We start from the raw sequence: 24467 nt of genomic DNA, 5'->3' as shown, positions 1-24467 counted from the left end.
TTTTAAAACAAAATAGAGAAATAATTCTCTATTTAAATTCTGACCGGTATTCTTTTTTTTGTTATTCCTAACAGATAATAATGTTATTTCTCGGTGATACCTGCCATCTCAGGATCTATCATTATCCGGCCGCAATACTCGCACACAATGATTTTCTTTCCAAGTTTGATATCCATCTGTTTCTGAGGTGGTATTTTGTTAAAACATCCGCCACAGGCACCACGTTGAATGGGTACTACTCCCAAGCCGTTCCTGGCATTTTTACGAATACGTTTAAAAGCCGCCAGCAGGCGCGGGTCAATGGAGGTCTCGGTTTTTTTAGCCTTTTCACGAATTTTCTCTTCCTGTGCTTTCGTTTCAGAGACTATATCGTCAAGCTCCCTTTTTTTGTGTTCCAGGTCGGAAGTTTTTTCCTCCAACAATTCACCGGCTGCTTTAATCTGCTCTTTAATCATCGCAGACTCCTGCGCGTACTCTCGGATATGTTTTTCGGAAAGCTCTATCTCCAGTGTTTCAAACTCTATCTCCTTGGAAAGATGGTCATACTCCTTACTGTTGCGTACGTTGTCAAGCTGCTTTGTATACTTCTCTATCTTCACCTTGCTGGTCTCTATCTTTCCCTTCTGCAACTTCGTGTTATCATCTAACTGTTTCAGCTCAAGTTCAAAATTGTTAATACGGGTACCTAACCCTGCAATCTCATCATCGAGGTCTGCAACCTCAAGGGGAAGCTCCCCACGCAGGGTTTTTATGCGGTCTATTTCCGACAGATAGGATTGAAGCTTGAAAAGAGATTTCAATTTATCTTCAACCGATACTTCCAGTTCTACATTTTTTTTTCTAGTTGCCATGATGTTATATGTTTATTGATTTATATTTTATTTCAGAAATGAACCACACGTACCTGTTAGAAGGGATCTGTTCTCAACAAAAAATGCAGTAATCAAACGAAAATATAATCGTTTCATTACCACATTTTTCCGTAACTGCGGGAACAAGTCGGACCGCTCTTTTACAGATATTTCACGGGATTCGAATCGAACGCCGATTTATACAGTGCAAAGGTAGGAAATTTTCTCGAAATCAGATCAAAAAAAATCTCTTTTGTGCAAATTTCCGATTCATAATGTCCCACTACTGCAAGCAACAAACGTCCCTCAACATCATAGAAGTCGTTATATTTCGCCTCTCCCGTCACAAAAGCATCGGCGCCATAAGCAATGGCTCTGGGAATGAGAAAGGCTCCTGCCCCTCCGCACACTGCCACATCCCTGATCTCCTTCCTCTCAATTTTTGAATGTCGTATAGTGGGCAGGTTAAAAATATCCTTCAGCATATATAGAAACTCCTGTCCCGGCATAGTTTCGGGGAGTACACCCACTATCCCGCCTCCGTTCTGCTCCCATTCGTTGTTTATAGGGTAAAGGTCGAACACAGGCTCTTCATACGGATGAACCGCCAATAATGCACGCAACACCTCTTCTTTTTTCATGACAGGTATCACTGTTTCTATTCTTACTTCCGGTTCAAAATGCAGTTGATTAATTTCTCCGATATTGGGATTGGCTCCCGGCCTTGCTCTGAATGTACCTTCACCAGATAAGTTGTAGCTGCAGCTGTCATAGTTTCCTATGTGCCCTGCCCCGGCATTAAACAGCGCGTTTCTCACGCTTTCTGCATGCTGCACCGGAACAGTTGTAACAACTTTAAGCAATGCGTGCTCCATCGGATTCAGCACCTTCACATTTTGAAGTTCCAGCATCTCGGCCAGTTTAAAGTTAACTCCGCCCTGTGCGTTATCAAGATTGGTATGAGCTGCATAGATCACGATATCGTTTTTAATCGCCTGCACGATACATCGTTCCACATAGTTTTTTCCTGTAATCGATTTAAATGGCCTAAAAGCCAATGGGTGATGCGAAATAATAAGATTACATTCCAGCGCCACAGCTTCGTCAATCACATTTTCTGTCACATCTATAGCCAGAAGAGCTCCTGATGCCTCCCTGCCGGGATCACCAACCTGCAACCCGCTGTTATCATACTCTTCCTGTAACGGCAGAGGGGCAAGATTTTCTATTGCCTGGATGATATCTTTTATACGCATATAATAATCATGTTTATCGTGTTGTCTCCACAAATATAATAGATTTTTGTATATTTACGCAAAATATACATAACAAACAAAAGTTAAGCGAAATTATGAAAAAACTAACATTCATACTGATCTTTTTTGTCGTCGCATGCACACTTTCGGCACAACGCACAAAAAAAGCCGTGACCATAAATATGTTCCGGGACACTCCAATACTCTTCAACCCTTCCGACTATCCCGACGGAGTAATTGAAAAAGATGGACTCATATACCTTGGTAACGGACGTATTGTGCTGAAAAAGTTAACTGTCCCGAAATTTAAACATTATACGAAAGCTGAAATAAAAATCACACTGGTTTCCAATGGCGACCCATGGGATAAATCGGGTTCCTGCTTTGTTATTCCACAAAATTCAAAAATATCGATGCTGGACATTGCGTCCGGCAGAGCCTCTTACCCTCAGCAAGACACAACCCGGTTTGAGGACCTAACAGGCATAGTACAAGGTAAAGATTATCTGCCTACTGTAGAGTTGATGCGTTTTATGACACCATTCGGAGTGGGCTATTTCAGCAGTAATGAAGACTCTGTCTCTTCACGCCGCCGCCCTGTATACGTTGATGGCTGGGCAAAGGAGGTATCATGGACCCAGGATATCACCGATCTGCTTCCACTGCTTGAAGGTGAAGCATATGCAGGGATTTATATCGATACATGGACAAAAGAGGGCTATAAAGTAAATGCAGAACTCTCCCTTACCGAGAGCAATATTAAAGGCGACAAGAAACCAAACATTCATGTTGAGCCACTTATAAACACAAACTACTATGTAGGTCAGAAGCATCCCGACATCTTTTCCCGGCGTAATGTGGAGATACCCTTCACCCTCCCGGCTCATGTGAAGAATGTACGGCTGAAGTATATCGCCACCGGCCATGGCGGCCACTCAGGGGGAGACGAGTTTCATCCGCAGGAAAACATCCTAACGATCGACGGCAACGAGGTGCTCCGCTTCACGCCCTGGCGTACCGACTGCGCTTCGTTCAGACGCTTCAGCCCCACCTCGGGTGTGTGGCTTCAAAAACGATCAATGGCTTACATCAGTCACGACGGCAAGCGCGCAGAAAAAGAGATCGAGGAGCCACTGGCCTCGTCTGACCTTTCACGCAGTAACTGGTGTCCCGGGAGTGACGTACCTCCGGTTGAGGTGAACTTACCCTGCCTCAAAGGCGGGAGCCATATCCTTTCCATCAGCATCCCCGAGTCCACCGCCATTTCCGATAACAAACTCAATCACTGGTTGGTGTCCGCCTACCTTGTATGGGAGGAGTAGTTTGCTCCCTTGATCACGAGGTACCTTGCAATAGCAACCTTATTTTACGACGGGATGGAACGGTGGGACTATACAGCCTTAATCGCTATCTTTGAGGATAAGCCTCAGCGAATTATTCCTGGTAAAATAATTCCACGCCCAGTTTATAAAAACAATGAGTTTATTGCGGACGCTGAGGATAAGCATAAGGTGGAAAAACATCCAAACGAACCAGGCAAAACGACCTTTGAACCTCACGAACGGGAGGTCCACCACCGCTTTGTTACGACCTACAGTAGCCATGGTGCCCAGGTTGCGGTACTCATATTGCCTCAGCGGCTTTATTCTATTTTCCATCCTTTGCAGGTTACGTGCCAGATTCTTACCCTGCCCGATAGCCACGTTAGCAAGTTGCGGATGTCCTCGCGGATAACGTTCAGTCTCCATATATGACACATCACCGATAGCGAAGACATTGTGCATCCCCTCTACCATATTTATGCGGTTTACCTTAATTCGCCCGTTTTGCAATACCGCACCTTCCGGAATACCCCCAATGGCATTTCCCTTAACACCGGCCGACCAGATTACGTTTCTGGCAGGAATAACCTCTCCACTCTGAAGTGTGAGCACCTCTCCATCGTAATTTTGAACAATGGCGCCTGTCTTCACTATCACACCCATTGAACGTAGATAACTTTCGGAGTATTTCTGGGCAAAAGGGCTCATGGCAGCAAGAGTATGCTTCCCTCCTTCAAGCAGATATACGTTAACTTTTCCGGGATCAATGTTTGGATAGTCTTTTGGAAGTATATCCTTCGTCATTTCGGCAAAAGCACCGGCAAGTTCAACACCTGTGGCACCACCTCCCACAATGATTATATTGTACAATCCCTCTTTATTCACAGCATAGAGCAATTTTTCGAAATTGTTAAGAATAACATTTCTTACATTGATTGACTGATAGGTGGATTTTAGCACCAATGCATTATTCTCTATCTGTCCGTTACCATAAAAATTAGTGGTACTACCGGTAGCAATAACAAGGTAATCGTAACCGAACCTACCGATTGAGGTATCAATATATTTCTCAGAATCATTTACCGAATAGACCTGTGCCAGACGAATACGTACGTCTCTTCTCTTTTGAAATATTTTTCTGATGGGAAACGAAATGGTGGACGGTTCAATCTGCGATGCTGCTACCTGATAAAAAAGCGGGGGAAACTGATGATGGTTTATCTTATCAATGATTAATATATCGAATAGCCCCTTATCCAAATGCCGGACAAGTTGTAATCCACCAAAACCGCATCCTGCAACAACAATCTTCTTCATAATTCTCTTTTTTACTCAATAAAATCAGCATTATTAAGCAGGGAGCTATTGATCCAGTTATAAGAAAGTGAATATTTCCATACTTTAACCTGACTTATTTCAGGTATAACATTTAAAATTACCAAAAGTTGCAGAAAATAAGGAAGCGCTACGAATCACTCGCGGCGCTTCCTTTAATGTTTAACATTTTAAAAATCACAGCTTCACTGCAAATACACCATCGACTGAGGTTTTAGATCTCCGTCATGATGACGATGCACCCACAGTTTTTATCATAAAAACTAAACGCTTGTTTCCGAAGATGAATCACTTGTTTCCCCTTCGTCCTTAACGTCAGGCTCAATATCTTTGGCAGCTTCTTTTTCAGAAACATCTTCTTTTACTTCATCCACTTTATCAGCTACTTCAGCAGGCTGAACATTTTCAACCTTTTTTGTTTCTTTTACAGCTGCCTCTTTGGCTTTTTCAGTTTTTTCTGCTTTTTTGTCTTTAGCTTCCTTAGCATCATCCTTCACTTTTGGAGTTTCCGCAACGGTTGTTGTAGTGCCCTCTCCTGCTGATTTTCTGCGTGAGCGGCGTGTTCTTGTCTTCTTGGCTTTGCCGTCGCCCAACATATTTTCGTTGAAATCAACAAGTTCAATAAAGCACATGGCTGCATTATCACCCAAACGGTAACCTGTTTTAATAATGCGTGTATAGCCACCGGGACGATCAGCTACTTTTTGCGATACAGTCTGAAAAAGTTCCGTAACGGCATATTTGCTACGCAGCTTGCTGAAAACCTCACGTCTGGAATTAGTGGTATCCTCCTTGCTCTTTGTAATGATAGGCTCCACGAATTTTCTCAATTCTTTTGCCTTGGGAACAGTTGTAAAGATGCGTTTATGCATGATGAGCGAGGTAGCCATATTGGATAACATCGCTCCCCTATGCGCTGTTTTACGCCCTAAATGATTATTTTTCTTATTATGTCTCATTGCAGTTGTTAGTCTTTATCTAATTTATATTTCGATGTATCCATACCAAACGTCAGATTCAGCCCTTCAAGGAGCTCTTCAAGTTCGGTAAGAGATTTCTTTCCAAAGTTACGAAATTTAAGAAGATCATTCTTATTGTGTACAACCAGCTGTCCAAGCGTCTCTACATCTGCGGCTTTCAAGCAGTTGAGTGCCCTTACCGACAGGTTAAGATCAGACAGCTTGCGTTTAAGAAGCTGACGCATATGAAGCACCTCTTCATCAAACTCCTCAATACTTTCGGAATCGGATGTCTCAAGCATGATTTTATTATCGTCAGAGAAAAGTACAAAGTGCTGAATAAGTATTTTAGCTGCCTCTTTCAACGCCTCCTTTGGATGAATGGATCCATCAGTAGTAATCTCAATAACCAGTTTTTCGTAGTCCGTCTTTTGCTCAATGCGATAGTCTTCTATCTCATATCTTACATTTCGGATCGGAGTGTAAATGGAGTCAATTGCAATGGTCTGCACATCGTCTGTTGAAATTAGTTCACGATTTTCATCGGCAGGTACATAACCGCGCCCCTTGTTAATTGTGAGCTCAAGGCGTAATTCTGCCTTCTTATTCATTCGACAAATCTCCTGTTCTGGGTTTAAGACTTCGAAACCGGTCAGTAATTTACCAATATCTCCGGCTTTAAACACATCCGTTCCCGAAATAGCGATGCTTACTTTTTCCGTCTCAAACTCTTCAACTATCCTTTTGAACCGTATCTTCTTCAGATTAAGAATAATACCTGTTACATCTTCAATAACACCCGGGATAGAAGCAAACTCATGCTCCACACCCTCTATCTTAACCGATGTAATAGCGAATCCTTCCAGTGAGGATAGCAGTATACGGCGCAAGGCATTGCCTATAGTAATGCCGTATCCGGGTTCCAGCGGGCGGAATTCGAATTTACCGGAGAAAGTGTTCTCCTGTAACATGATTACTTTATCGGGTTTTTGGAATGCTAATATTGCCATGAAATTATTGTTTAGAATATAATTCTACGATGAGTTGTTCTTTAATATTTTCTGGAATGTCTGCTCTCTCCGGAATATGCAGGAGTTTACCGCTCATAGTAGCCTTATCCCACTCCAGCCAGGGGTATTTGCTATGATTAAAACCGGATAGGGCGTTCACAATCACCTCCATTGATTTTGATTTTTCTCTTACACCGATAACTTCACCCGGTTTTACAGTGTAGGAAGGGATGTTCACAACCTGTCCGTTCACTACAATATGACGGTGAGTTACAAGCTGACGTGCTGCAGCCCTTGTAGGTGCAATACCCAGACGATAAACTACATTATCCAAACGCGATTCCAGCAACTGTAACAATACCTCACCGGTAATTCCGCGGCTACGTACAGCTCTGTCAAATGTAAGGCGAAACTGTTTTTCGAGAACTCCGTACGTATATTTAGCACGTTGTTTCTCACGCAGCTGAATACCATATTCCGATGTTTTTCTCCTGCGAGAATTTCCGTGTTGTCCCGGGGGATAGTTCTTTTTGGAAAGGACCTTGTCGGGGCCGAAAATAGGTTCGCCGAATTTACGGGCGATTTTTGTTTTTGGACCAGTATATCTTGCCATTTTACAAATTAAACTTTTTTACTGAAGCCTAAACTGTGCAGCCGCGATTACAGAGAAGTTATATTGTAATCAATCACAGCTCAAGTTTCAAGTGGAATGAAACTTAAATGAATTATTGATTAAACTTTTCTTGCTTTAGGCGGGCGGCAACCATTGTGAGGTAGAGGAGTAACGTCTACTATCTCCGTTACTTCGATACCCGATCCATGAATGGTTCTGATAGCTGACTCACGACCGTTTCCGGGACCTTTAACGTAAGCCTTCACCTTACGCAATCCCAGGTCATATGCTACCTTTGCACAATCCTGAGCAACCATTTGCGCCGCATAGGGAGTATTTTTTTTGGAACTTCTAAATCCCATTTTCCCGGCGGAGGACCAGCTGATCACTTCTCCGTCTTCATTGGTTAACGAAACGATGATGTTGTTAAATGATGATGAGATGTGTGCCTGTCCGACAGCGCTCACTTTTACATTTCTCTTTTTTGCTGCAACTGTTCTTTTTGCCATGTTACCTGTCTATTATTTAGTAGCTTTTTTCTTGTTAGCAACGGTTTTCTTTCTTCCCTTACGCGTACGTGCATTATTTTTTGTACTTTGTCCGCGCACGGGTAATCCTATACGGTGACGGATGCCACGGTAGCAACCGATATCCATCAATCGTTTTATATTCAATTGTACTTCTGAACGAAGATCCCCCTCTACTTTGTATTCGTTGGAGATGATCTCACGAATACGGGCTGCCTGATCGTCAGTCCAGTCTTTTACTTTTACATCTCTATCAACTTCAGCTTTTGTTAAAATAGAGTTAGCTGCACTGCGACCGATGCCGTAGATATATGTGAGCGCCACTTCGCCTCTCTTGTTCTGCGGTAAATCAACACCTACAATTCTTATAGCCATATATGTTTATTTATTTTTTGATTACAATAAATACTTATGCTATCCCTGACGTTGTTTAAACTTGGGATTCTTTTTATTGATAATGTACAAACGCCCTTTTCTTCTTACTATTTTGCAGTCGGCCGTACGTTTTTTTAAAGATGCTCTTACTTTCATATGATAGTATATTTTTTATCTGATATCTGCCAGTTTTTGACACTGACATCTATAAGTCGTTAATTAAATTATTTGTATCTGAACGAAATTCTTCCTTTTGAAAGATCGTAAGGCGACATTTCCACTCTCACTCTGTCCCCGGGTAAGATACGTATATAGTGCATACGCATCTTTCCGGAAATATGGGCGGTTATCTCATGTCCGTTTTCAAGTTCTACACGAAACATTGCATTGGATAATGCTTCTATAATAGTTCCATCTTGTTCTATTGCTGCTTGTTTAGCCATTAATAGTTACTCCTTTTTTAGTTGTTGTTTTCAGTAACTTTTACAATTTCCAGCAACAACATGGTTCAAGCAAGCTTGTCTTCTGATTATTGCTGCATGTAATGTGGTTACTAAATAAATTCAAATGTTGATAAAATATCAGCGCTTCCGTTACGGATAGCAATTGTGTGCTCAAAATGAGCCGATGGCTTTCGATCTTTGGTTCTAACTGTCCATCCGTCTTTTTCGAAAACAACATTTTTGCTACCCATATTTATCATCGGTTCAATTGCAATACACATGCCATTCTTAATTAGCTGGCCTGTACCCCGCCTGCCGTAGTTCGGCACTTCCGGAGGTTCGTGCATCTGTCTGCCAATACCATGTCCTACCAGCTCGCGAACTACAGAATATCCATTAGATTCGCAGTATGCCTGTATTGTTGAACCGATATCACCAATTCTATTGCCTTCCTTTGCCTGTTCAATGCCTTTGTAGAGAGCATCAATGGTAACATTCAACAGTCTCTTCACGCTCTCGTTAACCTCTCCTACGCAAAAAGTGTAGGCCGAGTCACCGCAAAAACCTCCCTTTTTGGTACCGCAATCAATTGAGATCACATCACCTTCAAACAGTGGTTTGTTGTTGGGAATGCCGTGTACCACATTTTCGTTCACCGAAGTACAGATAGAATTTGGGAAACCGCCGTATCCTAAAAAAGTGGGAACTGCACCGTGATCCCTGATAAACTCTTCTGCGATCTTATCAAGCTGCAAGGTTGTTATTCCCGGCCTGATGTGCTTTGAAAGTTCTCCTAGCGTCATACCCACCAAGCGGTTAGCTTCACGCATGAACTCGATCTCTTCGTCTGTTTTCAGTATTATCACTCTGCTATTCATCTATTCACCAAAACTTTAGTAAGCAGCTATTGAGCCTGTTCTGCCTTTAATCTTAGCTCCCGATTTTAGGAAACCGTCATAATGGCGCATTAACAAGTGGCTTTCAATCTGTTGCAACGTATCCAACACCACTCCTACGAGTATCAAAAGCGAAGTACCACCAAAAAAATGTGCAAACTGAGAGTTTATTCCCATTAATCCTGCAAAAGCAGGTAATATAGCGACTATTGCCAGAAAGAACGAACCCGGCAAAGTTATTCTAGACATAATTGTGTCAATATACTCAGCCGTTCTCTTTCCAGGTTTCACACCAGGAATAAAACCGTTGTTACGTTTCAAATCTTCAGCCATCTGCACCGGGTTTACAGTAATTGCAGTGTAAAAATAGGTAAAGGCGATTATAAGTAATGCAAAGACCAGATTATACCAGAAGCTGGTATAACTCATCAGTGACGCCCAGAAACCCCCTCCCTCTTTTGCTGAAAACTGTGCAATAGTGATGGGGATAAACATAATTGCCTGTGCAAAGATTATCGGCATCACGTTAGCAGCGTTAACTTTCAGCGGGATATACTGTCTTACACCACCATACTGTCTGTTTCCAACAATACGTTTTGCATATTGTACAGGTACCTTTCTCACACCCTGAACAAGCATAATTGCAGCAGCTGTAACAGCTACCAGGAACAACAACTCTATCAACAAAAGAATAAGCCCTCCAGGAGCATCGATCAACCGGTCGTACTCTGCAACCAGTGAGCGTGGCAAACGGGCAATGATACCTATAAGTATAATAAACGAAATACCGTTACCAATTCCTTTATCTGTGATTCGCTCTCCAAGCCACAACACAAACATACTTCCACCTGCAAGAATGATTGTTGATGGCAATATCCAATCCCAAAAACCTCCAGGAATAGCTCTACCTACGGCTCCGTAGAGATAGGCAGGCCCTTGTATCAGTAGAATTGCCACTGTAAGATAGCGGGTATACTGATTAATTTTTGTCCTGCCGCTTTCACCCTCATGCTGCATCTTCTGAAAAGCGGGAACGGCGATTCCCAACAACTGCATAACGATGGAAGCCGATATGTAAGGCATAATACCTAGTGCGAAAATTGATGCGTTGGCAAATGCTCCTCCCGAAAACATATCGAGAAGGCTAAGAAGGCCTGTACTGGCATTTGACTGCAACGCTACAAGCTGTTCCGGATTTATCCCCGGCAAAACAACAAATGATCCGAACCGGTAAATTGCAACAAAACCTACGGTGATAATAAGTCTTTTTCTAAGATCTTCTATCTTCCATATATTTTTTAATGTCTGTACAAATCCCATTTCTTCAGATTTTTACGGCTGTTCCACCTGCAGCGATTATAGCTTCTTCAGCTGTCTTGGAAAAAGCGTGAGCTTCAACCTCAAGTTTGGCTGTTAATGTGCCTCTGCCAAGAATTTTCACCAAGTGTTTACGGGCAATAAGGCCTGCATCCATCAGCACTTCAGGATTAATTTTAGTATACCCCTGTGATTCTACCAGTTCCTGCAATGTCTCCAAATTAATGGCTTTATATTCAACTCTTTTCAGTGGCTTAAATCCGAATTTGGGGACACGACGCTGCAAAGGCATCTGTCCTCCTTCAAAACCGACCTTCTTTGAATAGCCTGATCTTGATTTCTGTCCCTTATGTCCTCTTGTGGAAGTGCCTCCTTTTCCCGATCCGGGTCCTCGCCCGATTCTTTTCCGGGTTTTGGTTGAACCTTCAGCCGGTTTTAAATTCGATAAATCCATATTTGTATCTTTTTTTATCGTTTATTATTCTTTTTAATCCACAACCGTTACCAGATGGTTCACTTTGCGAATAAGGCCTCTCACTGAAGGCGTATCCTTGTGTTCCACCACACGGTTCATTTTTGTAAGTCCAAGAGCGTCCAACGTCTTTTTCTGATCTTTAGGAGCTCCGATTCTACTTTTTGTCTGTTTAATTTTTATTGTAGCCATGTCAGATTTCATCCTTTTTATCCGTTAAACACTTTTTCTATACTTACACCTCTGTTTTGCGCTACCGTAAAGGGGTCTCTCAGTTCAGTCAAAGCCTCGATAGTTGCTTTTACAAGGTTATGCGGGTTGGAAGATCCTTTCGATTTAGCCAGCACGTCGGTAATCCCCACGCTCTCAAGCACGGCACGCATAGCACCTCCTGCCTTTACACCTGTTCCGGTAAAAGCTGGTTTAAGAAACACCTCGGCTCCGCCGTAACGGGCAACCTGCTCGTGCGGAATGGTCCCCTTGTAAACGGGAACCTTGATTAGATTCTTCTTAGCGGCTTCCACACCTTTGGCAATGGCGGTTGTAACTTCACCTGCTTTTCCTAAGCCCCATCCAATGATACCATCTTCGTTTCCAACAACAACCATTGCAGCGAATGTGAAAGTACGGCCTCCCTTGGTAACTTTGGTTGTACGATTAATAGCCACTAAACGGTCTTTTAATTCGATATCGTTTGTTGATTTTACCTTGTTATTTTTTACTGCCATAATCGTTAAAATTTAAGCCCTCCTTTACGGGCGGCATCAGCCAGTTCTTTAATACGTCCATGATACAAGTAACCGTTTCTGTCGAACGTTACCTTTTCTACTCCTGCTTCTTTGGCATTTTCTGCGATAAGCTGTCCCACCATAGCGGCAATCTCTTTTTTAGGAAGTTTATCTTCCAGTTTCAGAGATGATGCAGATGCCAGCGTGGTACCGCTATTATCATCAATTACCTGGGCATATATCTGTTTATTGCTCCTGAATACGGAAAGACGGGGGCACTCGGCAGTGCCGTGAACTTTACCGCGTACACGAGTTTTGATTTTTAATCTTCTTTCGTTCTTTGTTAACATTGCGATTTCAGTTTACGTAGATTATTTACCTGCTGTTTTACCCGACTTGCGACGTACCTGTTCACCTACGAAGCGAATACCTTTACCTTTGTAAGGCTCCGGCTTGCGGAACGAACGGATTTTAGCACATACCTGTCCGAGTAGTTGTTTATCACAAGATTCCAGAATAATAAGAGGATTCTTGTTTCTCTCCATTTTGGTCTCCACCTTTATCTCTTTGGGTAATTCCATAAAAATACTGTGTGTATAACCAAGAGATAATTCCAGAATTTGCCCGTTGTTGGTCACACGATAACCAACACCAACAAGTTCCATTTCTTTACGGAAACCTTCTGAAACGCCAATAACCATATTGTGCAGCAATGAACGATAAAGCCCGTGCAGAGAGCGGCTCTCTTTATCATCATCGGAGCGTTCAATGGAAAGCACACCATCGCTAACCTCCACCTTCATATCAAGGCCAATCTGCTGATTTAGCTCCCCTTTAGGGCCTTTCATTGTGATCACATTATCTTCTCCTACTGTCACTGCAACACCTGCAGGCAGCGTAATGGGTAATTTTCCTATTCTTGACATATTTTTCTCTCCTTCAGATTAATAAACGAAACACAATACTTCTCCGCCAACTTTATGTTCACGGGCTTCTTTATCTGTCATTACTCCATTTGAAGTAGATAATATGGCAATACCCAGGCCATTGAGTACGCGCGGCATATCTTTGTAACCTACATACTGGCGTAAACCGGGCGTTGATACACGCTTCAATTTCTTAATCGCGTTTACTTTGTTTACAGGATCGTACTTCAGGGCAATCATTATTGTGCCCTGGGGACCATCCTCTACAAACTTATAATTAAGTATGTAGCCTTTTTCAAAAAGAATCTTAGTGATGTCTTTTTTTAGATTCGATGCGGGTATCTCCACCACACGATGCTTCGCCTGGATGGCATTTCGTAGCCGCGTCAAATAATCTGCTATTGGATCTGTCATATACTAAAAATTTAAATTGATCCCGACCGCCGGGACAATATTTAATAAAACGTCATTTCTTTAAAGTCGCCGGTAATTGATCAAACCTTTTCCCAGTTTTTTCACTTTTCGGTTTATCCATCTATTACCAGCTAGCCTTCTTCACACCGGGAATCAGGCCTTTAGATGCCATTTCCCGGAACTGGATACGAGAGATGCCGAACTGGCGCATATATCCTTTGGGGCGTCCGGTAATTTTACAACGGTTGTGCAATCGTACCGGGGAAGCGTTCTTGGGAATGGATTGAAGTGCTTCGTAATCACCCTCTGCCAGATACTTTGCTCTTTTCTCGGCATAACGGGCAACCATCCTGGCTCTCTTCACCTCTCGGGCTTTCATTGATTCTTTTGCCATTATATATTAATTTTTTTTGTTCATTAAAATTATTCATTGAACTATATTCTACTATTTCTCTCTGCAACATAATGCAATAAAACTTGCTTGTGACTGCATTTATTAAAGAAATAGTTTGCCAGCCAGCAGCATAACTCAAACGTAGCCTGACTTATGCCAACACAGCTTAATGCGAATGTTCTGTCTTAAACGGTAAACCGAACTCTCTAAGAAGAGCATAACCTTCCTCGTCGGTAGGAGCAGTAGTAACGAAAGTAATATTCATTCCCAGCAAACGTGTTATTGTATCAATGTTGATCTCCGGGAAAATAATCTGTTCCTCAATACCCAACGTGTAGTTGCCTCTTCCATCAAGCTTGGCCCCTATACCCTTGAAGTCACGTATACGAGGCAGAGCCACACGTACTAATCTTTCAAGGAATTCATACATTTTATCATGACGAAGTGTAACTCTCACGCCTACAGGCATTTTTTTACGCAATTTAAAATTTGATATATCTTTGCGTGAAACGGTTGCCACTGCTCTTTGTCCAGTGATAGCAGTAAGTTCGTTGATCGCTGTCTCGATGATTTTTTTGTCTGCCACAGCAATGCCCAAACCCTGATTAATTACTATCTTCTCGAGTCTGGGTGCCTGCATTACCGATTTGTAATTGAATTCTTTCATCAAAGCAGGAACAATACGCTCTTTATAATCCTTCTTTAAACTAACTTGGTATGTTGTAGTACTCATTAAATTTCCTCCCCAGATTTTTTAGCGTAACGTACTAATTTGCCTTTACTGTTTTCCTTACGCCCAATGCGAGTGGGTTTACCTGTTTTAGGATCAACCGGGTTTAAATTGGAGATGTGAACTGAAGCCTCTTTCTTTTCAATACCTCCATTTGGATTTTGAGCATTGGGTTTTGTATGTTTTGACACTATGTTTACGCCTTCCACTACTGCACGGTTCTTTTTAACTAGAACCGTTAGTACACGTCCGGTTTTACCTTTATCTTCACCGGAATTCACGTAAACAATGTCGCCTTTCTTTATGTGTAATTTACTCATTGCCTGTGATTGCTTAATAGATTATAATACTTCTGGTGCTAATGAAACAATCTTCATGTTCGTGGTACGCAGTTCACGGGCAACGGGACCGAAGATACGACTTCCTCTCAATTCACCGGCATTGTTCAGCAGAACGCAGGCATTGTCGTCGAAGCGTATATACGAACCGTCTGCACGGCGAATCTCTTTTTTCGTACGAACGATGATCGCTTTTGATATGGCACCTTTCTTAATATCACTCGAAGGGATTGTGCTCTTGATAGAAACAACTATGACATCCCCAACCGACGCGTAACGTCTTCTAGTTCCACCAAGCACGCGAATGCAGAGTGCTTCCTTGGCGCCGCTGTTGTCGGTAACCGTTAATCTTGATTCTTGTTGTATCATCTTACTTAGCCCTCTCAATTACTTCAACCACTCTCCATCTCTTTTTTTTGCTCAAAGGACGAGTCTCCATAATACGGACTGTATCACCAATGTTACAGTCGTTCTTTTCATCATGGGCGTGAAATTTTCTCGTTTTATTAACGAACTTCCCATATATAGGGTGTTTCTCTTTCCATTTTACAGCAACAGTGACAGTTTTATCCATTTTATTGCTGAAAACGACCCCGATTCTTTCTTTTCTTAAATTTCTCGTTTCCATTTCTCTGTTATTGTTCTTTTTTCAACTCTCTTGCACGAAGTTCTGTATTTATACGTGCAATATCCCTGCGTTTCTCTTTCAATAAGCCAGAATTGTCAAGTGGAGTTATGCTGTGATTGATACGCATCCTTGTAAGTGCTATCATTTCGGCATCTAATCTCTCTTTCAGATCTTTCCCGGACAGTTCTATTAATTCTTCTTGTTTTCTCATCTCGATTTACGATTTTTTCTCATTATCATAATCTCTTCGAACCACAAATTTAGTGGTAACCGGCAATTTCTGAGCTGCTAAGCGCAAAGCCTCTTTTGCAACTTCATAAGGTACTCCTTCAACCTCAAAAATAATTCTGCCGGGAGTAACGGGAGCAACGAATCCTTCGGGATTACCTTTACCTTTACCCATACGTACCTCTGCAGGCTTTTTTGTGATAGGCTTATCTGGGAAAATACGAACCCAAACCTGTCCCTGACGTTGCATGTAGCGCGTTACAGCGATACGGGCAGCTTCTATCTGGCTTCCGGTAATCCATTTGGATTGCAATGATTTTATGCCAAAAGAGCCAAACGCCAGTTGATTGCCGCGGCCGGCATAGCCTTTCATGCGGCCTTTCTGCTGTCTTCTGAATCTTGTTTTCTTAGGTTGTAACATATTTTCTTCAATTAAGCATTGTTTTTATTTCTTCTGCGTCTGCCCCCTCTTCCACCTTCAGGCCTGTTTCCGCCACGGCCTCCGCCACTGTGAGAACGGCTGTCCTTTGAAGTTGCAAACGAAGGTGAAAGATCTTTTTTGCCATAGATCGCACCACGGCAAATCCATACTTTGATACCTATCAGACCTACTTTTGTCAGCGCTTCACCTTGCGCGTAATCAATGTCGGCACGGAAAGTATGAAGTGGGGTCCTACCCTCCTTATACATCTCCGAACGAGCCATCTCAGCTCCGTTCAAACGACCTGACACCTGAATTTTGATTCCCTCGGCCCCCATTCTCATGGTAGAAGCAATAGCCATCTTCACGGCGCGGCGATATGCTATTTTACCTTCAATCTGGCGTGCAACGTTATTTGCTACAATAACTGCATCGAGTTCCGGTTTTTTTATCTCAAAAATATTTATCTGTATATCTTTGTCGGTGATCTTCATCAACTCTTCTTTCAACTTGTCAACTTCCTGGCCCCCTTTACCAATAATAATCCCGGGGCGAGCTGTACAAATTGTGATAGTCACCAGTTTCAATGTTCGCTCAATAACGATTCGAGATACACTTGCTTTGGCAAGACGGGCATTCAAATAGGTGCGGATCTTATTGTCTTCCAGCAAAATGTCACCATAATTATTTCCGCCGTACCAGTTAGAGTCCCATCCCTTGATGATTCCTAAACGATTTGCTATCGGATTTACTTTTTGTCCCATCTTGTTATCCTTGTTCTTGTTCTTCTTTATTCATTGTATCTACCACAATCGTCACATGATTTGAACGTTTGCGGATTCTGTATCCCCGGCCTTGCGGAGCTGGACGAAGCCTTTTAAGTGTAGTTCCTTCGTCAACAGTTATTGTTTTTATATAGAGTTCGCCTGTTTCGGCTTTACGTTCGTTTTTCTGTTCCCAGTTAGCAATAGCTGAAAGCAGCAGTTTTTCAATTTTACCGGATGCTTCTTTGTTGGAGAACTTTAAAACGCCCAACGCTCTGAACACCTCCATACCTCGAACCATGTCAGCGACATATCGCATTTTACGCGGCGAGCTGGGGACATTCCTCAATATAGCGAAAGAGACATCCTTACGCTCTTCCTTTCTTTGTTCGGCTGATATTCTTTTTCTAGCACTCATGTCTTTTTCTGTTTTACTTTATTCGTTAAGCGCCCTGATCTTATTTCTTTCTGTTGCCAGCGTGTCCGCGGAACGTACGGGTAACAGCGAATTCGCCCAGTTTATGCCCAACCATGTTCTCTGTGATATAAACGGGGATGAATTTGTTCCCGTTGTGCACAGCGATGGTGTGTCCAACAAAATCAGGAGATATCATAGAGGCTCGTGCCCATGTTTTGATCACGGATTTTTTGCCGCTCTCGTTCATGGTAATTACCTTCTCTTCTAATTTGAGATTGATATATGGACCTTTTTTTAATGACCTGCTCATAATTTTTAATAATTAATCAGATTACTTCTTTTTTCTTCTCTCTACAATGTATTTAGAAGAATGTTTTTTCGGGGCTCTTGTCTTCAAGCCCTTTGAATATAAGCCTTTGGCTGATCTTGGATGGCCTCCTGAAGCACGTCCCTCACCCCCACCCATTGGGTGATCAACAGGGTTCTTGCTAACCCCGCGAGTGCGCGGACGACGTCCTAACCATCTTGAACGGCCGGCCTTCCCTGATTGTTCCAGAGCATGGTCCGAATTACCAACACTTCCAACAGTAGCTTTACATGCCGACAGAATTTTGCGAACTTCTCCGGAAGGCATTTTTATAATTGCATATTTCTCTTCACGAGATACCAATTGTGCGAATGTTCCGGCTGATCGTGCCATCTTGGCTCCCTGACCCGGGCGTAATTCAATATTATGAATTACAGTTCCTATAGGAATTACAGACAGTGGGAGCGCGTTTCCAACTTCAGGGGCAGCACCTGGCCCCGACATCACTGTGGTTCCAACTTTTAAGCCGTTAGGAGCTAAAATATAGGCCTTTTCGCCATCTGCATAATATAATAGTGCTATGCGAGCTGAGCGGTTAGGATCATATTCTATACTTTTAACAACGGCCGGGATACCATCTTTTGTTCTCTTGAAATCGATAATTCTGAACCGCCTCTTATGTCCGCCTCCTACATTCTTAACAGTCATCTTACCCTGACTGTTGCGGCCTCCTGACGTTTTCTTACCAAGTACAAGAGATTTCTCCGGTACACTTGCAGTGACATTTTCAAATGAACCGATAATCTTGTGTCTTTGCCCCGGTGTAGTGGGCTTTAATTTACGTATTGCCATCTCTTTTAAATATTGCTAAATAAATCGATTGATTCACCTTTTCTCAAGGTTACGATTGCTTTTTTATACGATGGCGTAAGTCCTGTAACCACACCCGATTTTGTATATCGGCTTTTCAGCTTACCATCATATTTCATTGTATTTACATGCTCTACATGTACGTTGTAAAGTTCTTCAACTGCATTTTTGATATCAACTTTATTGGCAGAAGGCTCAACGATAAAACCGTAACGGTTTTCAAACTTTTCCGTTATTGCGGTTTGCTTTTCTGTGAATATGGGTTTTACAATTACACTCATCTTCTCTCTCTCCTTATGCTTTTAATAAGTTATCAATCACAGCAACCGACGACTCGGTTATTACGAGATTTGCACAGTCCATAATTTTATATGTATTTATATCAGAAGCTGTTACAACATTGACTCTGCTTAAATTTCGAGCCGACAAATATACGTTTTTATTCTGACCCGGCAAAACTAAAAGTAGCTTTTTATCAGAGAGTTGCAGATTCTTCGTAATCTCTACAATCTGTTTTGTTTTTGGTGAATCAAAAACAAAATCCTCTACTACAATAATAGCATTATTTTTTGCTTTCAGTGAAAGTGCCGACTTACGAGCCAACTCTTTCACCTTTTTGTTCACCTTGAATCCGTAATACCTTGGTTTAGGGCCAAAAACTCGCCCGCCACCGACCAAAACAGGAGATTTAATATCTCCTCGGCGTGCACCGCCACTCCCCTTCTGACGAATGAGCTTGCGTGTACTTCCGGTAATTTCGCTTCTCTCTTTTGACTTATGCGTACCCTGACGCCTGTTGGCCAGATACTGTTTTACATCTAACCAGATAACATGATTGTTAGGTTCAATCCCGAAAATGGAATCGTCGAGCGTCACCTTTTTGTCTGTTACCTCTCCTTTTATATTATAAACACTTAATTCCATCTTATTTTTCGATTGCTACAATTGAACCTTTACTTCCCGGAACAGAACCTTTTAGCAATAAAAGATTGTGCTCGGGTATTACCTTAATCACCTGCAGGTTTTGAACGGTTATACGTTTGTTACCCATCTGGCCGCCCATGCGAGTTCCCTTAAATACTTTTGCTGGATAGGAACATGCGCCGATAGATCCAGGAGCACGCAGCCTGTTGTGTTGACCGTGTGTGGACTGACCAACACCGCCAAAGCCGTGGCGTTTAACAACACCCTGAAAACCTTTTCCTTTCGATTTTCCGATCACATCAACGTAAATGGTCCCGTTAAAAATATCAACACCTATTTCGGAACCTTCTTTATATTCGTTCCCAAAACCTTTGAACTCGGCCAAGTGTCTCTTGGGTGTTACTCCGGCTTTTTTAAAGTGACCTTTTTCAGGGTTCGTGGTATGTTTTTCCTTTTTGTCTTCAAACCCGAGCTGAATTGCGTCATAACCGTCATTTTCAACGGTCTTCACCTGAGTAACTACGCAAGGACCTGCTTCGATAACAGTGCATGGAATATTTTTTCCATCAGCACTGAAAACGGATGTCATTCCGATTTTTTTTCCTAATAATCCTGGCATTTCTCTGTTGTTTTATAATTATACTTTAATCTCCACTTCTACACCGCTGGGCAATTCAAGCTTCATCAATGCATCCACTGTCTTTGCCGTAGAGCTGTAAATATCAATTAGGCGTTTGAATGAAGCGAGCTCGAACTGTTCACGCGATTTTTTGTTCACAAACGTTGAACGGTTCACGGTGAAAATGCGTTTGTGTGTAGGCAACGGAATAGGGCCACTGACTACTGCACCCGTAGCTTTTACGGTCTTTACGATTTTCTCGGCTGATTTATCAACCAGGCTGTAATCGTATGATTTCAGTTTAATTCTGATTTTTTGGCTCATATACTATAAATTATTTAATCAAATCTACACGGCCTTTTACTTCCGTTAATACTTGTTTTGCTATGGAAGAAGAAACCTCTTCAAAGTGCGAAAAAGCCATTGTTGAGGTTGCTCGTCCCGATGTAATTGTGCGCAAAGCAGTTACATATCCGAACATCTCTGAAAGCGGTGTCTTTGCTTTTACCACACGTGCTCCGGAACGGTTCGATTCCATTCCCTCTACCTGGCCGCGACGTTTGTTCAAGTCGGAGATAACATCTCCCATACTCTCTTCGGGAGTAACCACTTCAACCTTCATAATTGGCTCCAGAAGTATAGGTCCGGCTTTTTCAGATGCATTCTTGAAAGCTTGCATGGCACAAATCTCAAACGAAAGCTGATCAGAGTCTACCGGGTGGTACGAACCATCAATTACTGTCACTTTCAACTTATTCAGCGCATAGCCTGCAAGAATGCCATTTTTCATTGCACGCTGGAACCCTTTCTGAATGGAAGGTATGTACTCTTTAGGTATATTACCACCCTTCACTTCATCAATAAATTGCAGTTCGCCTTCAAAATCGCTGTCGGCAGGCTCCACGCGTACTATCATATCGGCATACTTACCACGACCTCCTGTCTGCTTCTTATATGTTTCACGCAATTCAACAGGCTTGGAGATAGCCTCCTTATAAGAAACCTGCGGCCTACCCTGATTGGCCTCAACCTTGAACTCACGTTTCAACCTTTCGATAATGATCTCAAGGTGAAGTTCACCCATCCCGGAAATAACTGTCTGCCCGGTCTCTTCATCCGTTTTAACGGTGAAAGTGGGATCTTCTTCTGCCAGTTTGGCCAATCCGTTAGAAAGTTTATCAAGATCTTTCTGCGTTTTTGGCTCAACAGCAATTCCAATAACCGGATCTGGGAAATCTATTGCCTCAAGAATAATGGGCTTGTTTTCATCACATAAAGTGTCCCCGGTACGAATATCCTTAAAACCTACTCCGGCACCGATATCTCCTGTTCCGATAAAATCTTTCGGGTTCTGTTTATTTGAATGCATCTGGAAGAGGCGCGAGATACGCTCTTTCTTCCCTGAACGTGCGTTGTAAACATATGATCCTGCATCAAGTTCGCCCGAGTAAACACGGAAGAAACAGAGACGCCCAACATACGGGTCTGTTGCAATCTTGAATGCCAGGGCACACATTGGCTCGCTGGGATCGGGATGACGGACAAGAACCTTGGTGGAGTCGCCAGGATCGGTACCTGTTATTGCATCAGTATCAAGAGGACTTGGCAGATAGGCGCAAACAGCATCCAGTAAAGTCTGCACACCTTTGTTCTTGAAAGATGATCCGCAAATCATAGGATTAATCTCCATAGACAATGTGCCTTTTCTGATAGCGCTCCTTATCTCATCCTCTGTGATTGAATTGGGATCGTCAAAGAATTTCTCCATGAGCTTATCGTCAATTTCGGCAATTGTCTCTAACATATTTTCGCGCCATTCACGGGCTTCATCAAGCAAATCGGCAGGAATGTCGGTAATATCGTAATCAGCTCCCATTGTCTCATCATGCCAATAAAGGGCTTTCATTGTAACAAGATCAACGACGCCCTTAAAATTTTCTTCAGCACCAATAGGTATTTGAATAGGGCAAGCCTTAGCGCCAAGCATCTCTTTTACCTGACGTACAACATCAAAAAAATTGGCTCCCGAACGGTCCATCTTGTTCACATAGCCTATTCGAGGAACCTTGTATTTATCTGCCTGACGCCACACGGTCTCCGACTGCGGTTCAACACCTCCTACAGCACAAAATGCGGCCACGGCACCGTCTAACACCCTAAGTGAGCGTTCAACTTCTACTGTGAAGTCAACGTGCCCCGGAGTGTCTATCAAATTTATCTTATAAGTATTGTTATCAAATTTCCAACTCGTGGTAGTAGCAGCAGATGTAATGGTTATACCACGCTCCTGCTCCTGCTCCATCCAATCCATGGTTGCTGCGCCATCGTGAACCTCTCCGATCTTATGCGTTAAACCTGTATAAAACAGAATCCGCTCAGATGTGGTGGTCTTGCCGGCGTCAATATGAGCCATGATACCAATGTTACGAGTGAAGTTTAATGTCTCTTTTGAACCCTTAGCCATCTTTTTTACCTTCTATCAATTTTAAAATCTGAAATGAGCAAAAGCACGGTTTGCTTCTGCCATTCTATGCATATCTTCTTTGCGCTTGAAAGCACCACCCTGACTGTTATAAGCATCAACAATCTCGGCTGCAAGCTTGTCAGCCATTGTTTTACCTCCTCTTTTTCGTGCATAAAGAATGAGGTTTTTCATTGAAACGGATTCTTTTCTTTCCGGTCTTATTTCCGTGGGAACCTGAAAAGTAGCACCACCAACACGGCGCGATTTAACTTCCACCTGAGGTGTTATATTATCGAGCGCGGCTTTCCATATCTCAAGAGCCGACTTCTCTTCATTGGGCATTTTAGCCTTTACATTCTCCAGAGCAGTATAGAATATATCGTAAGAGATACTTTTCTTACCATCATACATAAGGTGGTTAACAAATTTTGTTACCCTTACATCACCATAAACAGGATCCGGGAGAACCTGCCTTTTTTTGGGTTTTGTTTTTCTCATTGTTTAAAAAATTGTGTGTTGTTTGGCTGCCATTTATATGTCTTCAACAAATTCCTCCGAATTTATTTACTCAACCTGTAATAAGTAGCGTACTCCAAAAATTTCAACAGCGATAATACATTTAATTATACTTAAAATGATGCTTAGCGGGGATGGATTACTTTTTCCCTTTAACCGCAGTTTTAGCACCTGCCTTGGGACGTTTAGCCCCATATTTGGAACGTCTTTGGGTGCGGCCGCTTACTCCGGCTGTATCCAATGAACCACGCACAATGTGATAACGTACACCGGGGAGATCCTTTACACGTCCGCCACGCACAAGCACAATGGAGTGCTCCTGCAGGTTATGTCCTTCTCCGGGGATGTAGGCATTCACTTCCTTTGAGTTAGTCAAACGTACACGTGCAACCTTTCTCATCGCTGAGTTTGGCTTCTTGGGTGTAGTAGTATACACTCTCACGCACACGCCACGGCGCTGCGGACAAGAATCCAAAGCAGGCGATTTACTCTTCTCCGTAAGGGTGGTACGTCCTTTTCTTACTAGTTGTTGAATTGTAGGCATTTTCTGCTTTCTTTTTTTTGTATTTCTATATTTTTAAATAATTGCTATTTAACCACTTTTCCCACTCTGTGCGTATAATAATAGACTGATTATCATTATATAACCTTTCACTTCGAGTGAAAAACGGCACAAAATTACAAATAATCAGTAAGATATGCAAGCGTTTGCGAAGGTTTTTATGAAAAATAATTGATCATTTGTAAATGACGTGTATGATTAAGGGTAGAGAAAAAATCACAAAGAGTAATGAAACGAATAATTGAAATAATGAAATGTGACGAATAAAATATCATGAATAAAATGTTAAAATATATGGAGTAAATTCTCTCGCGTTGATCAATAAAATTGACACAGAGCTGTTTTTTCTTATTGTTTCTTACAAAAAAGAGAATAAATTTGCATTCTGATGTAACTTTTTTCTCTTTCAACCGTCATTATATAATGAGTATTGATTCGTTTCATAAAATAATTCTGCCCCTGAAGGACAAACTCTTCAGGCTCGCCTACAGTATTGTAAGAGAACAAGCTGAAGCAGAGGACATAGTGCAGGACTTACTGCTGAAACTGTGGAGCAGAAAAGAGGATTGGAACTATATAGATAACTTGGAAGCCTATTGCTTCAGGGCTACCAAGAATATGGCACTGGACAGGCTGGCCTCGCAGGCAATCAGAAAAACAGGGACACTTGACAAGGAAAAAGAGGAGCTCTATTTTGTTGAGCATCAATCTCCACACAGTGAAATGGTAAGAAAGGAACAACACTACTTGATAGAAAGATGTATTGATGAGCTCCCCGAGAATCAGCGGTTGGTGTTCCATCTGAGGGAAATTGAGGGGTTTAGTTATAAAGAGATATCC

At 42.3% G+C, this 24467-nt stretch carries 37 protein-coding genes and 1 pseudogene; 2 read left to right on the top strand and 36 right to left on the bottom strand.

The window, feature by feature from the left end:
• Window positions 1–83 precede the first annotated feature (83 nt).
• Window positions 84–851 (bottom strand): zinc ribbon domain-containing protein, encoded by a 768-nt coding sequence (locus tag B3B27_RS02810; protein ID WP_238867344.1) that lies wholly within the window; start codon window positions 849–851, stop codon window positions 84–86.
• A 161-nt stretch (window positions 852–1012) separates the two neighbouring features.
• Window positions 1013–2107 (bottom strand): Nif3-like dinuclear metal center hexameric protein, encoded by a 1095-nt coding sequence (locus B3B27_RS02805; protein ID WP_238867347.1) that lies wholly within the window; start codon window positions 2105–2107, stop codon window positions 1013–1015.
• Between the two features lie 95 nt (window positions 2108–2202).
• Here B3B27_RS02805 and B3B27_RS02800 point away from each other — a divergent pair, with 95 nt between their 5' ends.
• Window positions 2203–3429, top strand: a complete 1227-nt coding sequence (locus B3B27_RS02800; RefSeq protein ID WP_238867349.1) for a PNGase F N-terminal domain-containing protein — start codon at window positions 2203–2205, stop codon at window positions 3427–3429.
• A 78-nt stretch (window positions 3430–3507) separates the two neighbouring features.
• On the opposite strand, the gene B3B27_RS02795 is transcribed toward B3B27_RS02800, so the two are convergent.
• The 34 genes and pseudogenes from B3B27_RS02795 to rpsL form a co-directional block, all read right to left on the bottom strand.
• The gene (locus tag B3B27_RS02795) at window positions 3508–4746 is read right to left on the bottom strand and encodes an NAD(P)/FAD-dependent oxidoreductase (protein ID WP_238867351.1); all 1239 of its coding nucleotides are present in this window, start codon (window positions 4744–4746) and stop codon (window positions 3508–3510) included.
• 503 nt (window positions 4747–5249) lie between these two features.
• Window positions 5250–5723, bottom strand: a pseudogene (gene rplQ / locus B3B27_RS11790) (50S ribosomal protein L17); the annotation flags it as partial.
• 8 nt (window positions 5724–5731) lie between these two features.
• A complete protein-coding gene (locus tag B3B27_RS02785) occupies window positions 5732–6733 on the bottom strand; it encodes a DNA-directed RNA polymerase subunit alpha (protein ID WP_238867355.1) in 1002 nt (333 codons plus the stop codon).
• Window positions 6734–6737: 4 nt separating this feature from the next.
• Window positions 6738–7346, bottom strand: coding sequence for a 30S ribosomal protein S4 (gene rpsD / locus B3B27_RS02780; protein WP_238867357.1), 609 nt, complete (start codon window positions 7344–7346; stop codon window positions 6738–6740).
• A 119-nt stretch (window positions 7347–7465) separates the two neighbouring features.
• Window positions 7466–7855: a 30S ribosomal protein S11 gene (rpsK, locus tag B3B27_RS02775; RefSeq protein ID WP_238867359.1), complete on the bottom strand. Its 390-nt coding sequence runs from the start codon at window positions 7853–7855 to the stop codon at window positions 7466–7468.
• A 12-nt stretch (window positions 7856–7867) separates the two neighbouring features.
• The gene (gene rpsM, locus B3B27_RS02770) at window positions 7868–8248 is read right to left on the bottom strand and encodes a 30S ribosomal protein S13 (protein WP_238867361.1); all 381 of its coding nucleotides are present in this window, start codon (window positions 8246–8248) and stop codon (window positions 7868–7870) included.
• 39 nt (window positions 8249–8287) lie between these two features.
• The gene (ykgO, locus tag B3B27_RS02765) at window positions 8288–8404 is read right to left on the bottom strand and encodes a type B 50S ribosomal protein L36 (protein WP_076929107.1); all 117 of its coding nucleotides are present in this window, start codon (window positions 8402–8404) and stop codon (window positions 8288–8290) included.
• 68 nt (window positions 8405–8472) lie between these two features.
• On the bottom strand, window positions 8473–8691 hold the full coding sequence (gene infA, locus B3B27_RS02760) for a translation initiation factor IF-1 (protein WP_019541318.1): 219 nt from the start codon (window positions 8689–8691) through the stop codon (window positions 8473–8475).
• A 110-nt stretch (window positions 8692–8801) separates the two neighbouring features.
• Window positions 8802–9557: a type I methionyl aminopeptidase gene (map, locus tag B3B27_RS02755; protein WP_238869499.1), complete on the bottom strand. Its 756-nt coding sequence runs from the start codon at window positions 9555–9557 to the stop codon at window positions 8802–8804.
• Window positions 9558–9584: 27 nt separating this feature from the next.
• Window positions 9585–10907 carry a preprotein translocase subunit SecY gene (gene secY / locus B3B27_RS02750; protein ID WP_238867362.1) on the bottom strand — a complete coding sequence of 441 codons (1323 nt, stop codon included), beginning with the start codon at window positions 10905–10907 and terminating at the stop codon, window positions 9585–9587.
• 4 nt (window positions 10908–10911) lie between these two features.
• Window positions 10912–11358: a 50S ribosomal protein L15 gene (gene rplO, locus B3B27_RS02745; protein WP_238867364.1), complete on the bottom strand. Its 447-nt coding sequence runs from the start codon at window positions 11356–11358 to the stop codon at window positions 10912–10914.
• A gap of 33 nt (window positions 11359–11391) precedes the next feature.
• Window positions 11392–11568, bottom strand: a complete 177-nt coding sequence (gene rpmD, locus B3B27_RS02740; protein ID WP_238867366.1) for a 50S ribosomal protein L30 — start codon at window positions 11566–11568, stop codon at window positions 11392–11394.
• 17 nt (window positions 11569–11585) lie between these two features.
• Window positions 11586–12104: a 30S ribosomal protein S5 gene (rpsE, locus tag B3B27_RS02735; RefSeq protein WP_238867368.1), complete on the bottom strand. Its 519-nt coding sequence runs from the start codon at window positions 12102–12104 to the stop codon at window positions 11586–11588.
• Window positions 12105–12109: 5 nt separating this feature from the next.
• A complete protein-coding gene (rplR, locus tag B3B27_RS02730) occupies window positions 12110–12454 on the bottom strand; it encodes a 50S ribosomal protein L18 (protein ID WP_286846791.1) in 345 nt (114 codons plus the stop codon).
• 21 nt (window positions 12455–12475) lie between these two features.
• Window positions 12476–13030, bottom strand: coding sequence for a 50S ribosomal protein L6 (gene rplF, locus B3B27_RS02725; protein WP_238867373.1), 555 nt, complete (start codon window positions 13028–13030; stop codon window positions 12476–12478).
• Window positions 13031–13048: 18 nt separating this feature from the next.
• On the bottom strand, window positions 13049–13444 hold the full coding sequence (gene rpsH / locus B3B27_RS02720; protein WP_238867375.1) for a 30S ribosomal protein S8: 396 nt from the start codon (window positions 13442–13444) through the stop codon (window positions 13049–13051).
• A gap of 124 nt (window positions 13445–13568) precedes the next feature.
• Window positions 13569–13838, bottom strand: a complete 270-nt coding sequence (gene rpsN / locus B3B27_RS02715; protein WP_238867377.1) for a 30S ribosomal protein S14 — start codon at window positions 13836–13838, stop codon at window positions 13569–13571.
• A gap of 166 nt (window positions 13839–14004) precedes the next feature.
• Complete coding sequence (rplE, locus tag B3B27_RS02710) at window positions 14005–14571, bottom strand: 50S ribosomal protein L5 (RefSeq protein ID WP_238867379.1); 567 nt, start codon at window positions 14569–14571, stop codon at window positions 14005–14007.
• On the bottom strand, window positions 14571–14888 hold the full coding sequence (rplX, locus tag B3B27_RS02705) for a 50S ribosomal protein L24 (protein WP_238867382.1): 318 nt from the start codon (window positions 14886–14888) through the stop codon (window positions 14571–14573). Before rplX ends, rplE begins: the two co-directional genes overlap by 1 nt.
• Window positions 14889–14909: 21 nt before the next feature.
• Window positions 14910–15275, bottom strand: coding sequence for a 50S ribosomal protein L14 (gene rplN / locus B3B27_RS02700; RefSeq protein ID WP_238869501.1), 366 nt, complete (start codon window positions 15273–15275; stop codon window positions 14910–14912).
• A 1-nt stretch (window position 15276) separates the two neighbouring features.
• Complete coding sequence (gene rpsQ / locus B3B27_RS02695; RefSeq protein ID WP_238867384.1) at window positions 15277–15534, bottom strand: 30S ribosomal protein S17; 258 nt, start codon at window positions 15532–15534, stop codon at window positions 15277–15279.
• A gap of 7 nt (window positions 15535–15541) precedes the next feature.
• Complete coding sequence (gene rpmC / locus B3B27_RS02690) at window positions 15542–15745, bottom strand: 50S ribosomal protein L29 (protein WP_238867386.1); 204 nt, start codon at window positions 15743–15745, stop codon at window positions 15542–15544.
• 6 nt (window positions 15746–15751) lie between these two features.
• Window positions 15752–16183, bottom strand: a complete 432-nt coding sequence (gene rplP / locus B3B27_RS02685; RefSeq protein ID WP_238867388.1) for a 50S ribosomal protein L16 — start codon at window positions 16181–16183, stop codon at window positions 15752–15754.
• An 11-nt stretch (window positions 16184–16194) separates the two neighbouring features.
• The gene (gene rpsC, locus B3B27_RS02680; protein WP_238867390.1) at window positions 16195–16947 is read right to left on the bottom strand and encodes a 30S ribosomal protein S3; all 753 of its coding nucleotides are present in this window, start codon (window positions 16945–16947) and stop codon (window positions 16195–16197) included.
• Between the two features lie 4 nt (window positions 16948–16951).
• Window positions 16952–17365, bottom strand: coding sequence for a 50S ribosomal protein L22 (rplV, locus tag B3B27_RS02675; protein ID WP_238867392.1), 414 nt, complete (start codon window positions 17363–17365; stop codon window positions 16952–16954).
• A gap of 40 nt (window positions 17366–17405) precedes the next feature.
• Window positions 17406–17675 carry a 30S ribosomal protein S19 gene (rpsS, locus tag B3B27_RS02670; RefSeq protein ID WP_238867394.1) on the bottom strand — a complete coding sequence of 90 codons (270 nt, stop codon included), beginning with the start codon at window positions 17673–17675 and terminating at the stop codon, window positions 17406–17408.
• A gap of 21 nt (window positions 17676–17696) precedes the next feature.
• Window positions 17697–18524 carry a 50S ribosomal protein L2 gene (gene rplB, locus B3B27_RS02665; RefSeq protein WP_238867395.1) on the bottom strand — a complete coding sequence of 276 codons (828 nt, stop codon included), beginning with the start codon at window positions 18522–18524 and terminating at the stop codon, window positions 17697–17699.
• 5 nt (window positions 18525–18529) lie between these two features.
• Window positions 18530–18823, bottom strand: a complete 294-nt coding sequence (gene rplW, locus B3B27_RS02660) for a 50S ribosomal protein L23 (RefSeq protein ID WP_238867397.1) — start codon at window positions 18821–18823, stop codon at window positions 18530–18532.
• A gap of 13 nt (window positions 18824–18836) precedes the next feature.
• A complete protein-coding gene (rplD, locus tag B3B27_RS02655; RefSeq protein WP_238867399.1) occupies window positions 18837–19466 on the bottom strand; it encodes a 50S ribosomal protein L4 in 630 nt (209 codons plus the stop codon).
• Window position 19467: 1 nt separating this feature from the next.
• Entirely contained in the window at window positions 19468–20085 is a 618-nt protein-coding gene (gene rplC, locus B3B27_RS02650; protein WP_238867401.1) for a 50S ribosomal protein L3, read from the bottom strand.
• 18 nt (window positions 20086–20103) lie between these two features.
• On the bottom strand, window positions 20104–20409 hold the full coding sequence (gene rpsJ / locus B3B27_RS02645; protein ID WP_019541341.1) for a 30S ribosomal protein S10: 306 nt from the start codon (window positions 20407–20409) through the stop codon (window positions 20104–20106).
• 10 nt (window positions 20410–20419) lie between these two features.
• Entirely contained in the window at window positions 20420–22549 is a 2130-nt protein-coding gene (gene fusA, locus B3B27_RS02640; protein ID WP_238867403.1) for an elongation factor G, read from the bottom strand.
• Window positions 22550–22570: 21 nt separating this feature from the next.
• Complete coding sequence (gene rpsG, locus B3B27_RS02635) at window positions 22571–23047, bottom strand: 30S ribosomal protein S7 (RefSeq protein ID WP_238867404.1); 477 nt, start codon at window positions 23045–23047, stop codon at window positions 22571–22573.
• A 157-nt stretch (window positions 23048–23204) separates the two neighbouring features.
• Window positions 23205–23609 carry a 30S ribosomal protein S12 gene (gene rpsL / locus B3B27_RS02630; protein WP_238867405.1) on the bottom strand — a complete coding sequence of 135 codons (405 nt, stop codon included), beginning with the start codon at window positions 23607–23609 and terminating at the stop codon, window positions 23205–23207.
• A gap of 441 nt (window positions 23610–24050) precedes the next feature.
• On the opposite strand from rpsL, the gene B3B27_RS02625 reads away from it, so the two are divergent.
• Window positions 24051–24467, top strand: a 417-nt coding sequence (locus tag B3B27_RS02625) for an RNA polymerase sigma factor (RefSeq protein ID WP_286846789.1), incomplete at its 3' end; no start/stop codon positions are given.

This window comes from Proteiniphilum sp. UBA5463 (assembly GCF_002427225.1).
Classification (GTDB): domain Bacteria; phylum Bacteroidota; class Bacteroidia; order Bacteroidales; family Dysgonomonadaceae; genus Proteiniphilum; species Proteiniphilum propionicum.
This window is presented reverse-complemented; position numbering and strand designations above follow the sequence as displayed.

Excerpts from the sequence above, each read along its gene's own strand:
- infA (WP_019541318.1), bottom strand. The coding sequence starts at position 8,691 with ATGGCTAAACAAGCAGCAATAGAACAAGATGGAACTATTATAGAAGCA.
- rplP (WP_238867388.1), bottom strand. The coding sequence starts at position 16,183 with ATGTTACAACCTAAGAAAACAAGATTCAGAAGACAGCAGAAAGGCCGC.
- rplR (WP_286846791.1), bottom strand. The coding sequence starts at position 12,454 with ATGTTAACAAAGAACGAAAGAAGATTAAAAATCAAAACTCGTGTACGC.
- rpsJ (WP_019541341.1), bottom strand. The coding sequence starts at position 20,409 with ATGAGCCAAAAAATCAGAATTAAACTGAAATCATACGATTACAGCCTG.
- rpsD (WP_238867357.1), bottom strand. The coding sequence starts at position 7,346 with ATGGCAAGATATACTGGTCCAAAAACAAAAATCGCCCGTAAATTCGGC.
- rplC (WP_238867401.1), bottom strand. The coding sequence starts at position 20,085 with ATGCCAGGATTATTAGGAAAAAAAATCGGAATGACATCCGTTTTCAGT.
- rplD (WP_238867399.1), bottom strand. The coding sequence starts at position 19,466 with ATGGAATTAAGTGTTTATAATATAAAAGGAGAGGTAACAGACAAAAAG.
- rpsG (WP_238867404.1), bottom strand. The coding sequence starts at position 23,047 with ATGAGAAAAACAAAACCCAAAAAAAGGCAGGTTCTCCCGGATCCTGTT.
- rpsC (WP_238867390.1), bottom strand. The coding sequence starts at position 16,947 with ATGGGACAAAAAGTAAATCCGATAGCAAATCGTTTAGGAATCATCAAG.
- rpsM (WP_238867361.1), bottom strand. The coding sequence starts at position 8,248 with ATGGCTATAAGAATTGTAGGTGTTGATTTACCGCAGAACAAGAGAGGC.
- rplN (WP_238869501.1), bottom strand. The coding sequence starts at position 15,275 with ATGATACAACAAGAATCAAGATTAACGGTTACCGACAACAGCGGCGCC.
- rplX (WP_238867382.1), bottom strand. The coding sequence starts at position 14,888 with ATGAGTAAATTACACATAAAGAAAGGCGACATTGTTTACGTGAATTCC.
- rplB (WP_238867395.1), bottom strand. The coding sequence starts at position 18,524 with ATGGCAATACGTAAATTAAAGCCCACTACACCGGGGCAAAGACACAAG.
- rpsK (WP_238867359.1), bottom strand. The coding sequence starts at position 7,855 with ATGGCAAAAAGAACAGTTGCAGCAAAAAAGAGAAATGTAAAAGTGAGC.
- rpsE (WP_238867368.1), bottom strand. The coding sequence starts at position 12,104 with ATGGCAGTAAAAAATAACAAGGTAAAATCAACAAACGATATCGAATTA.
- rpsN (WP_238867377.1), bottom strand. The coding sequence starts at position 13,838 with ATGGCAAAAGAATCAATGAAAGCCCGAGAGGTGAAGAGAGCCAGGATG.
- rplF (WP_238867373.1), bottom strand. The coding sequence starts at position 13,030 with ATGTCAAGAATAGGAAAATTACCCATTACGCTGCCTGCAGGTGTTGCA.
- rplW (WP_238867397.1), bottom strand. The coding sequence starts at position 18,823 with ATGAGTGTAATTGTAAAACCCATATTCACAGAAAAGCAAACCGCAATA.
- secY (WP_238867362.1), bottom strand. The coding sequence starts at position 10,907 with ATGGGATTTGTACAGACATTAAAAAATATATGGAAGATAGAAGATCTT.
- B3B27_RS02805 (WP_238867347.1), bottom strand. The coding sequence starts at position 2,107 with ATGCGTATAAAAGATATCATCCAGGCAATAGAAAATCTTGCCCCTCTG.
- B3B27_RS02810 (WP_238867344.1), bottom strand. The coding sequence starts at position 851 with ATGGCAACTAGAAAAAAAAATGTAGAACTGGAAGTATCGGTTGAAGAT.
- rplO (WP_238867364.1), bottom strand. The coding sequence starts at position 11,358 with ATGGATTTATCGAATTTAAAACCGGCTGAAGGTTCAACCAAAACCCGG.
- rpsS (WP_238867394.1), bottom strand. The coding sequence starts at position 17,675 with ATGAGCAGGTCATTAAAAAAAGGTCCATATATCAATCTCAAATTAGAA.
- B3B27_RS02800 (WP_238867349.1), top strand. The coding sequence starts at position 2,203 with ATGAAAAAACTAACATTCATACTGATCTTTTTTGTCGTCGCATGCACA.
- ykgO (WP_076929107.1), bottom strand. The coding sequence starts at position 8,404 with ATGAAAGTAAGAGCATCTTTAAAAAAACGTACGGCCGACTGCAAAATA.
- rpsH (WP_238867375.1), bottom strand. The coding sequence starts at position 13,444 with ATGACAGATCCAATAGCAGATTATTTGACGCGGCTACGAAATGCCATC.
- fusA (WP_238867403.1), bottom strand. The coding sequence starts at position 22,549 with ATGGCTAAGGGTTCAAAAGAGACATTAAACTTCACTCGTAACATTGGT.
- rplV (WP_238867392.1), bottom strand. The coding sequence starts at position 17,365 with ATGAGTGCTAGAAAAAGAATATCAGCCGAACAAAGAAAGGAAGAGCGT.
- rpmC (WP_238867386.1), bottom strand. The coding sequence starts at position 15,745 with ATGAGAAAACAAGAAGAATTAATAGAACTGTCCGGGAAAGATCTGAAA.
- B3B27_RS02785 (WP_238867355.1), bottom strand. The coding sequence starts at position 6,733 with ATGGCAATATTAGCATTCCAAAAACCCGATAAAGTAATCATGTTACAG.
- rpsL (WP_238867405.1), bottom strand. The coding sequence starts at position 23,609 with ATGCCTACAATTCAACAACTAGTAAGAAAAGGACGTACCACCCTTACG.
- rpmD (WP_238867366.1), bottom strand. The coding sequence starts at position 11,568 with ATGGCTACAATAAAAATTAAACAGACAAAAAGTAGAATCGGAGCTCCT.
- rpsQ (WP_238867384.1), bottom strand. The coding sequence starts at position 15,534 with ATGGAAACGAGAAATTTAAGAAAAGAAAGAATCGGGGTCGTTTTCAGC.
- B3B27_RS02795 (WP_238867351.1), bottom strand. The coding sequence starts at position 4,746 with ATGAAGAAGATTGTTGTTGCAGGATGCGGTTTTGGTGGATTACAACTT.
- rplE (WP_238867379.1), bottom strand. The coding sequence starts at position 14,571 with ATGAGTACTACAACATACCAAGTTAGTTTAAAGAAGGATTATAAAGAG.